Annotated in this window: 9 protein-coding genes; all 9 read right to left on the minus strand. The window is 48.4% G+C overall.

Annotation, left to right across the window (positions count from 1 at the left end):
* Window positions 1–149 (minus strand): Hsp70 family protein (locus tag AC1DUA_RS23195; protein WP_477502022.1); only part of this gene is annotated, 149 nt, incomplete at its 3' end.
* Window positions 150–223: 74 nt separating this feature from the next.
* Entirely contained in the window at window positions 224–799 is a 576-nt protein-coding gene (gene grpE, locus AC1DUA_RS23200; RefSeq protein WP_477502016.1) for a nucleotide exchange factor GrpE, read from the minus strand.
* A gap of 60 nt (window positions 800–859) precedes the next feature.
* Window positions 860–2401, minus strand: a complete 1542-nt coding sequence (locus tag AC1DUA_RS23205; protein WP_477502017.1) for a TCP-1/cpn60 chaperonin family protein — start codon at window positions 2399–2401, stop codon at window positions 860–862.
* On the minus strand, window positions 2398–3426 hold the full coding sequence (gene hrcA, locus AC1DUA_RS23210; protein WP_161406122.1) for a heat-inducible transcriptional repressor HrcA: 1029 nt from the start codon (window positions 3424–3426) through the stop codon (window positions 2398–2400). Before hrcA ends, AC1DUA_RS23205 begins: the two co-directional genes overlap by 4 nt.
* 111 nt (window positions 3427–3537) lie before the next feature.
* On the minus strand, window positions 3538–3867 hold the full coding sequence (locus AC1DUA_RS23215) for a GNAT family protein (protein WP_477502023.1): 330 nt from the start codon (window positions 3865–3867) through the stop codon (window positions 3538–3540).
* Window positions 3868–4020: 153 nt separating this feature from the next.
* On the minus strand, window positions 4021–5172 hold the full coding sequence (hemW, locus tag AC1DUA_RS23220; RefSeq protein WP_477502018.1) for a radical SAM family heme chaperone HemW: 1152 nt from the start codon (window positions 5170–5172) through the stop codon (window positions 4021–4023).
* A gap of 133 nt (window positions 5173–5305) precedes the next feature.
* Window positions 5306–7120, minus strand: a complete 1815-nt coding sequence (lepA, locus tag AC1DUA_RS23225; RefSeq protein ID WP_477502019.1) for a translation elongation factor 4 — start codon at window positions 7118–7120, stop codon at window positions 5306–5308.
* A 76-nt stretch (window positions 7121–7196) separates the two neighbouring features.
* Entirely contained in the window at window positions 7197–7595 is a 399-nt protein-coding gene (locus AC1DUA_RS23230) for a DUF3679 domain-containing protein (protein ID WP_477502020.1), read from the minus strand.
* A 28-nt stretch (window positions 7596–7623) separates the two neighbouring features.
* Window positions 7624–8407, minus strand: a 784-nt coding sequence (gene spoIIP, locus AC1DUA_RS23235; protein ID WP_477502021.1) for a stage II sporulation protein P, incomplete at its 5' end; no start/stop codon positions are given.

Here is an 8407-nt window from a genome sequence, read left to right on the forward strand (position 1 = left end):
ACTACGCGCTCGCCATCTTTCTTGAAACCTACAACGGACGGCGTCGTGCGGTTACCTTCCGGATTAGGAATTACGACGGCTTCTCCGCCTTCCATTACAGCTACGCAAGAATTTGTTGTACCTAAGTCAATACCAATAACTTTACTCATGTTAAAGCTTCCTCCTTTTGCTCCTAGGGAGCATTTGAATAGATTAGATATTTTTATTTTTAAAATGATAAGATCTACACGCTAACTTTCACCATCGCTGGTCGGATGACTTTGTCTTTAAGAATGTAGCCTTTTTGAAGCTCCTCAACCACTATGCCTTCTTCGTGCTCGTCAGATTCAACCTGCATGACAGCTTGGTGGAATTCTGGGTTGAACGGTTGACCAACGGCTTCGATCGGCTTCAGACCTTCCGCTGTCAGCAGTTGATCCATCCCGCGGTACGTCATATCCAAACCTTTTGCCAATGCGTCAAAATCTTTCGTCTCTTTGCTTGATGCTAACGCGCGATCGAAGTTGTCTACAATCGGCAAAAGCTGCTCAATCAACTTAAGTGAAGCATATTTAGCAAAATCTTCCTTCTCCGCTCTAGCGCGGCGGCGGAAGTTGTCGAAGTCCGCTTGAACGCGCAATAAACGTTGGTAGTTTTCTTCGGCTTGCACACGCGCCTTCTCTAGTTCACTCGCCTCCGCTGAAGCTTCAGCTTGAGTGTCTTGAGCTCCCGCATCTTCCTGGTTTTCGGCGGTTTGCTCGTTGTCGGCTGCGTATGTAGTGTTCACGTCTTGCTCATCTGTTTTGTTATCAGTACTCAATTGTCCTTCACCTCCTCAACATAATACAACAAAATTTCGTTATCGTCAGTTTACCCAGCTTTACTCATCTTCAAAAGGCTGCTTCATCTTAATAACTGTATGAATACGCAGTACAGCAGCAGCAACCTCTCCTGCAGCCTGCAACGCGTGAATTTTCACATCTGCGGGGTCTACAATGCCGGCTTCAACGAAGTCCGTGACCTGGCCAGTGTCGCAATCGATTCCGAGGCTGTCTGTTTCCAGCGCGATCTGCGCCGCTTTCAGCTCTTCAACCTTCTCAAGCGGATTGTAACCCGCGTTGACAACGATCTGAGCCAGCGGCTTGCGCAGTGCTCCCGCGACAGCGGCCACACCGAAGCCCTCCATGCCCTTCATCGTCTCGCGAACGCGCTCCAGATCGTGAGCGACCGCCATCTCCGCGGCGCCGCCTCCTGGCAAGTACCCGCCGCGCACGGCGGCTTGCACGGCCGACGCGGCGTCCTTGGCGATGCGCGAGCGCTCATGCGCTGCTTCGCGCGTCGCCGCGCCGACGATCACGGTCACGTGCTGCTCGCCGTGACCACCCGCTACGCGGACGCGCCCCAGGCGCTCGTCGTACGCGGCGTAACCCGCGCGGCCTAGCGCCGCGTCAAGCTCCGGCGCGCTCTTCCCCAGCGCCGTGCGACGCACCGGCCTAGCGCCGGTGTGCTCGCTCAGGTGCTGCAAGTCCCTGCGGGACAAGCGCTGCAGCACGATGATGCCATGGTCGGAGCAGAACTGCTCCGCCTCGGGGTCAACCCCGCGGTCGGAGGCGATGAGCCCGACCCCAAGCTCCAGCAGCGACGCAAGATTGCTGCGGAAGAGCTCTCTCAGCTGCATGTAGCGCTGGAAGCCTGCCTCGGTGACCAGCGATTCCTCGCTGACCGCCTCAGGCTCCAGGGCATCATGCAGGACAAGAATGCGGGCATCTCGCCGCTCTTGGTCGAGATGCAAGTTCATCGGCTTCTGGTTGAGCAGAATGCCGGTCCAGACCTCGCTGCTCGCCTCTTCATGGGCGATCACGCTGTCTGCGAAGCGGTAGCCGTCTTCGCGAAGCTTGGCCTCGCCGACCGCTTCGGCAGCTTGAACGATGAGCCTCGCGATATCTGTCTGCTCTCGGCCAGCCGTGATGGCGATTCGCTTCAGCGCATTATCGCTTAATCCCGTAATCGCGCGGCTTCGGCGCTCCAGGCTTTCTACCGCCAGCTCGATGCCTTGCAGCATCCCGCTGACGACCTTGGCAACCGGTACGCCGCGCGTTACTTGCGCGACACCTTCTTGCACCAATGCGCCAGCAAGAACGGTTGCTGTCGTTGTTCCATCGCCAATTTGCCTCTGCTGGCTCCGCGCAACCTGAATCATCAATCTCGCAGCGGGATGAGAGACGTCCATTTTTTCTAAAATGGTGACTCCATCGTTTGTGATGATCACATCACCCTGCCCGCCAACCAGCATAGTGTCAAGTCCCTTAGGACCCAGTGTGCCCTCAACTGCAGAACAAATAGCCCTAACAGCCGATGCATTATTAACTAAAGTAGAATAGCGTTCTTCGCCCTCGCTGTGTCCCGTCTTGATACCGCTCATTTGCCATACCAACGTCCCAGCACGTCTTCCATTTGCTTTGATAAATGATTCATTAAACTAATGACCCTGCCGTATTCCATTCGCGTTGGCCCCAAGATACCTATGGTACCTAGAGGCTGACCGCCAATTGAATAGGAGGCAGTAATCAAACTACAATTATTAATGGCTTCAATACTATTTTCAGCACCGATTTTGATCTCCATGCCTTCATTTGACGGAGTAAACAATTTGATAAGTGTAGGGGCTTCTTCCAATAGATCAAAAATGCTTTTAACCTTCTCAACATCTTTAAACTCAGGCTGCGTCAGCATATTGGTCATACCGCTAAGAAACACGCGATCCTTCTCATCACTTTGAAGCACACTTTCCACAACAGAAAGAAGCTCCTGATAACCATTCACATATTTGCCCAACTCGCTGGCAACTTCATTATACAGTCGGGATTTAAACTGAATCAGCGGTACGTTCTGCAATTTGGCATTCAGAATATTGACGACCTTCTCGATGTCGGACATCCGAATACCTTCAGGAATCGTAATCGTTTTGTTCTCCACATGGCCTGTATTCATGACAATGATCGCAACAGCGGTCGTCTCTGTAAGAGGGATGATCTGCAAATGCTTCAGCGTAGTACTGAATACCTCTGGGCCAAGCACAATCGACGTATAATTCGTCAGAGAGGACAACACACCAGCAACATGCTGGATAACGCCTTCCATCTCTTGTATGCGCTGTGCAAAAGTGCCCTTCATAGAATTCAAATCATTCTCATGCAAGGTTCCATGTTGGAGTAAATGATCGACATAGTAACGATAACCTTTGTGTGAGGGTATACGACCTGCGGACGTATGGGGCTGCTCCAAGTAACCCATCTCTTCGAGATCGGACATTTCGTTACGAATCGTAGCCGGACTGAAACCGACATTGCCTCGTTTCGAAATACTTCTTGAACCAATTGGCTCTGCTGAACGAACATAATCATCTATGATTGCACTTAAAATCATGCGTTGCCGATCCGTCAACATCAAGTACCCCTCCTCTTCACAATCGCTCTATGATCACTTTCGTTAGCACTCGTATTTAGTGAGTGCTAAATCCTAATACAAAAATAACAGACCCTAAGGTCTGTTGTCAAGTCAATCCAATCGTTTGAGTACGGCGATTTCATCGCAGCAATACTGTTTTTTGCAATGCATACAATCTTTCCAAACCTTGAAACCTGGGGTCATACCTAGTGAGCGAATCTCAACAAGATCTGGCCCAAGCCTTGTAAGGGAGCCGCAGCCTATTAATGTACCATCGTGCTCAGCAACGACGAAGGAGTCAATTTGCTCCTCCAACATTTCTCTGGTACGCGGCAACATAATGCCCTGCTTCGCATAGCCTTGTATAATTTCATAAAGCTTCTCGATATCGATTATCGATGCTTTCCTAACGGACACTGTAGTTGATGAATTCACTGTCATCCCACCAATCGTAACAAAAATGCACAAAACCCACGCTAGCGTCATCACAGCCAAACTGCTGAAACGCTTGTGGATTCATGTATAAATATACAACATACCGTATATTTGCACAAGGGATTTTTTGCCCTATTCATGGTAAAGCCCGAGAGTGACCTAAGTTAAGAAGGAGGCAAACACTTCATTGCCCAGCAGTATGCCATGTTTGGATAGTCGATACCCGTCCGGCGTTTGCTCCAGCAATTTTTTCTGTTCCCAGCCTTTAATTGTTTCTCCGAAATGCGCTTCGATCGTGTCTCCAAACTGTTCTTGGAAATCGACATTGCGAATGCCTTCCAATAAACGCAGGCCGACCATCATGAAATCTTCCATCGCTTCTTGCCGCGTGACTTCGAATTGCTCCGTGATTGGCAAGCCAACCTTTGTGGCGTCGATGTAAGGCTGAATCCCTTTTACATTAACATGACGCTGTCTATTCATATAGCCATGCGCGCCTGCGCCAAGCCCATAGTAAGAGCGATTACGCCAATACATCGTATTGTGTCTGCTTTCCCGACCTGGTTTCGCAAAGTTGCTAATCTCATATTGTTTGTAGCCTGCTGCTTCCAAACGCTTCATGATGAGCTCATACATATCGACTTCTTCATCTTCACTTGGCAGCGGCAGCTGATTCTTGTTAAACAACGTATGAAATAACGTATTTTCTTCCACTTTTAAACTGTAGATGGAATAATGCTGAAGATCAAGCGATAAGGCTTCATCCAAGGTCGCTTGCATGATCTCGACGGTTTGTTTGGGCAAACCAAACATTAAATCGATGGATAAATTGCTAAACCCAAGCTTTTTGGCGTTTTCGATGCTTCTATGCACATCATCTGTATTGTGAATGCGGCCAATCGCCGCAAGCAGGTCATTGTTAAAAGACTGCACGCCAAAGCTTATACGGTTGACGCCGCCTTCTTTCATTACTGCCAGCTTATCCTCATCCGTCGTCCCTGGGTTAGCCTCCATCGAAAATTCGACTTCTGCCGCGTCAGCCGGGAAATAAGTGCGGACCATTCGCAAGAAACGTTCCATTTGATCAGGCAGCAATACAGTCGGTGTTCCTCCGCCTACGAAGATTGTTTCTACTTTAGCTGGTGGATTATTCTTGACGGTAAGCTCCATTTCGCGTTCCAGCGCATCTAAGTATTCCATGACGGGCTGGCCTTTGAGCACATAGGAGTTAAAATCGCAATAATGACACTTATTTGTGCAAAACGGGATATGAATGTACACCGCAGTTGGAGCTGCATAAGAAACTAACATAGGGGTATTTCCTTTCTATCCTAGACAGCCGATTTCGTCGTCCTTACGGACGGGCGCGTTTGTCAAGGTTATCAACTGATAAGAAGCCAAGGGGCAGAGTACTCTGCCACCCCAGCTTCTTATTCATTGCAAACTATTCGTCTATTTTGAGTACAGCCATGAATGCCTCTTGCGGCACTTCAACACTGCCGACCTGCTTCATGCGTTTTTTACCTTCTTTTTGCTTATCAAGTAGTTTCCGTTTACGTGAAATGTCACCGCCGTAACACTTGGCAAGGACGTTTTTACGCATCGCTTTAACAGTTTCACGGGCTACGATCTTCTGTCCGATAGCCGCTTGAATCGGCACCTCGAACATTTGGCGAGGAATCAAATCCTTCAATTTATCGCAAATGATTTTGCCGCGGTGATACGCAGTATCACGGTGTACGATGAAGGAAAGTGCATCAACCTGCTCGTTATTGAGCAAAATGTCCATTTTCACAAGACTCGACTTCTTGTATCCGGATATCTCGTAGTCAAAGGACGCGTAGCCCTTTGTTCTAGATTTCAACATATCGAAGAAATCATAAACAATTTCGGACAATGGAATGTCGTAAGTCAAAGTGACACGATTGGTATCCAAATACTCCATGTTAATGTATTCGCCGCGTTTGCCTTGGCACAACTCCATGATGGTACCAACATAATCATTCGGTACAATAACAGAAGCTTTAACATAAGGCTCTTCAACGAAATCGATACGTTGTGGGTCTGGATAATTCGATGGATTATCAATGTTCATCACATCGCCATTCGTTAGCGTGATGCGGTAGATAACGCTTGGCGCCGTCGTAATCAACGGAATGTTGAACTCACGTTCAATACGTTCCTGAATGATCTCCATGTGCAGCAGCCCCAAGAATCCGCAACGGAAGCCGAATCCTAGTGCTGTCGATGTTTCAGGCTCGAAGCGGAGTGATGCGTCATTGAGCTCCAATTTCTGCAGAGCCTCACGCAAATCATTGTAATCCGTTGTTTCAATCGGATACAATCCGCAGAATACCATCGGGTTGATACGTCGATAGCCTGGCAGCGCTTCTGGCGCTTGGCGGTCCGCTTCGGTTACGGTGTCCCCGACACGTGTATCTCCTACATTTTTGATACCGGCAACGATAAATCCAACATCTCCGACTTCGAGCGATGGAACCGAGGACATTCTTGGTTTGAAAGCTCCAACCTCGATCACTTCAAACACTTTGTTGGTTGCCATCATCTTGATTTTGGAGCCTGCCTTGATCGAACCATCCACTACACGCACATACACGATAACACCCTTGTAAGCGTCATAGTGGGAGTCGAAAATCAACGCTTTGAGCGGATTGTCTGGATTGCCCTGCGGAGCCGGCACTTTTTGACAAACTTGCTCGATGATTTCCTTGATTCCAATGCCTGCTTTCGCAGAAGCGTGTACGGCCTCACTGGCATCGAGCCCGATCACGTCCTCGATTTCCTTTTTCACTTTATCAGGATCAGCGCTTGGCAAATCAATTTTATTAATAACAGGTAATATTTCTAAGTTATTTTCCAGGGCCAGATACACGTTAGCCAGCGTTTGAGCTTCAATACCCTGCGCAGCATCCACTACCAGCAAAGCTCCTTCGCAAGCCGCAAGGCTTCGGGAAACTTCATAAGTAAAGTCGACGTGTCCTGGTGTATCAATCAGATTGAGGATATACTCTATGCCGTCATCCGCACGGTAGCTCAGCCTTACCGCCTGCAGCTTGATTGTAATCCCACGTTCCCGCTCCAGATCCATTTGGTCAAGTACCTGCTCCTGCATCTCACGGGACGACAGTGCACCTGTATATTCCAAAATGCGGTCAGCAAGTGTTGATTTGCCGTGATCGATATGAGCGATGATAGAAAAGTTTCGAATTCTTGATTGTCTTTCGCGAATGTCAGTCATGCTAACGTAATAACCCCCACAACATGCAAATAATTTTCATTATAGCAGTTGTGGGAAGTTGCAGCAATGTACACCCTTATCCTTTGCCCAATATAGCGTCAAATATCGACACGAACAGTTTAATGCCATGATGCGATGCGATCTGCAGCAGGTCTCCGAGTTTATTGCCCACATGATTCAGAGAATTATCGTGATCCGCTACGGGATCTGCATTTGCTTTTGTTCCCTCGTCACCTTTGGGTGATGGAGATGGAGTTGCTTTCCCGGCATTCGCAGCTGCCGTAGTCGTCGTAGCAGTTGCAGCAGTCCCCTTCCCCGCTGGCTTAACTGGCTCTTGAGCGGCGGCTTTAGCTGAAGGCTGAGGGCCTTGTATGCGTTCCATCCCGCTGGATGCTAAGCTGACACCGAATAAAATGCAGAACAGCAGCAGCAATCCGAACAAGCTCACCTTGATATAAAAGTGCCTCAGCTTCATGATAAAGCCTCCTTTAAGTTTAAAATGCTTAAGATTGCTTAGGGCTCGCAGCAGGAGCATCTACTTTCTTCGCGTTCAAGATCACTTCTGAAATAGCTTCGGCCAACCAATCCGTTGTTCGGTAGCACTCCTCCAGCGAATTGTAGGGACCGCCTACCTCAATCAATATATTGTTTGGCGAAAAGTTCTGATTGTATAAGCCATTGCCTTCACTTGCTTCCTTCGCATGGATACCTTTGGAGATACCAGGATGTTTAGCTTCCAGTACCTGATGAATTTTATTGGCGAACTCCTCATTCTTTTTCCAATTTGGATTCTTTCCACCGATGATGAAATACACCTGTGCGTAATCCTTACCATCAATCGTTGCGGTTGTTTTATTACGTGCAGCCGAGTCGCGATGGAGATCGAAATAATACTGCAAATCCGGATGCTGGGCGACTGCTTCCTGCAAAGTTTTCAGAGAATACTTATAAGAGTATGGATATTCGAAATTTTTAACCGTGCTTGGATAAATGGTCTGTGAATGAACGGCTCCAATTCCGTCTTTCTCAAGATTCTGCGCTAGGCGTTGACCAACGGAAATGATATTGACTTTATCGCTGTAAGCTTTATCCGGATCCGTAACTCCCTTGAGCTCAGGCAGGAAAGATTCATTGCTATGAGTTTGGTAAATGAAAGCTACATTGTCTCCTGCTGATTTGGGYGGCTGACCTGTCTGACTAACAATTGGCGTTGTGGTTCCTATAGGTGTTGGTTCAGGCGTTGGACTTGGAGGATTCTTGGCCTCTGCTTCCAGATTCGTAGAAACG

Source organism: Paenibacillus sp. 01T422, from assembly GCF_056398785.1.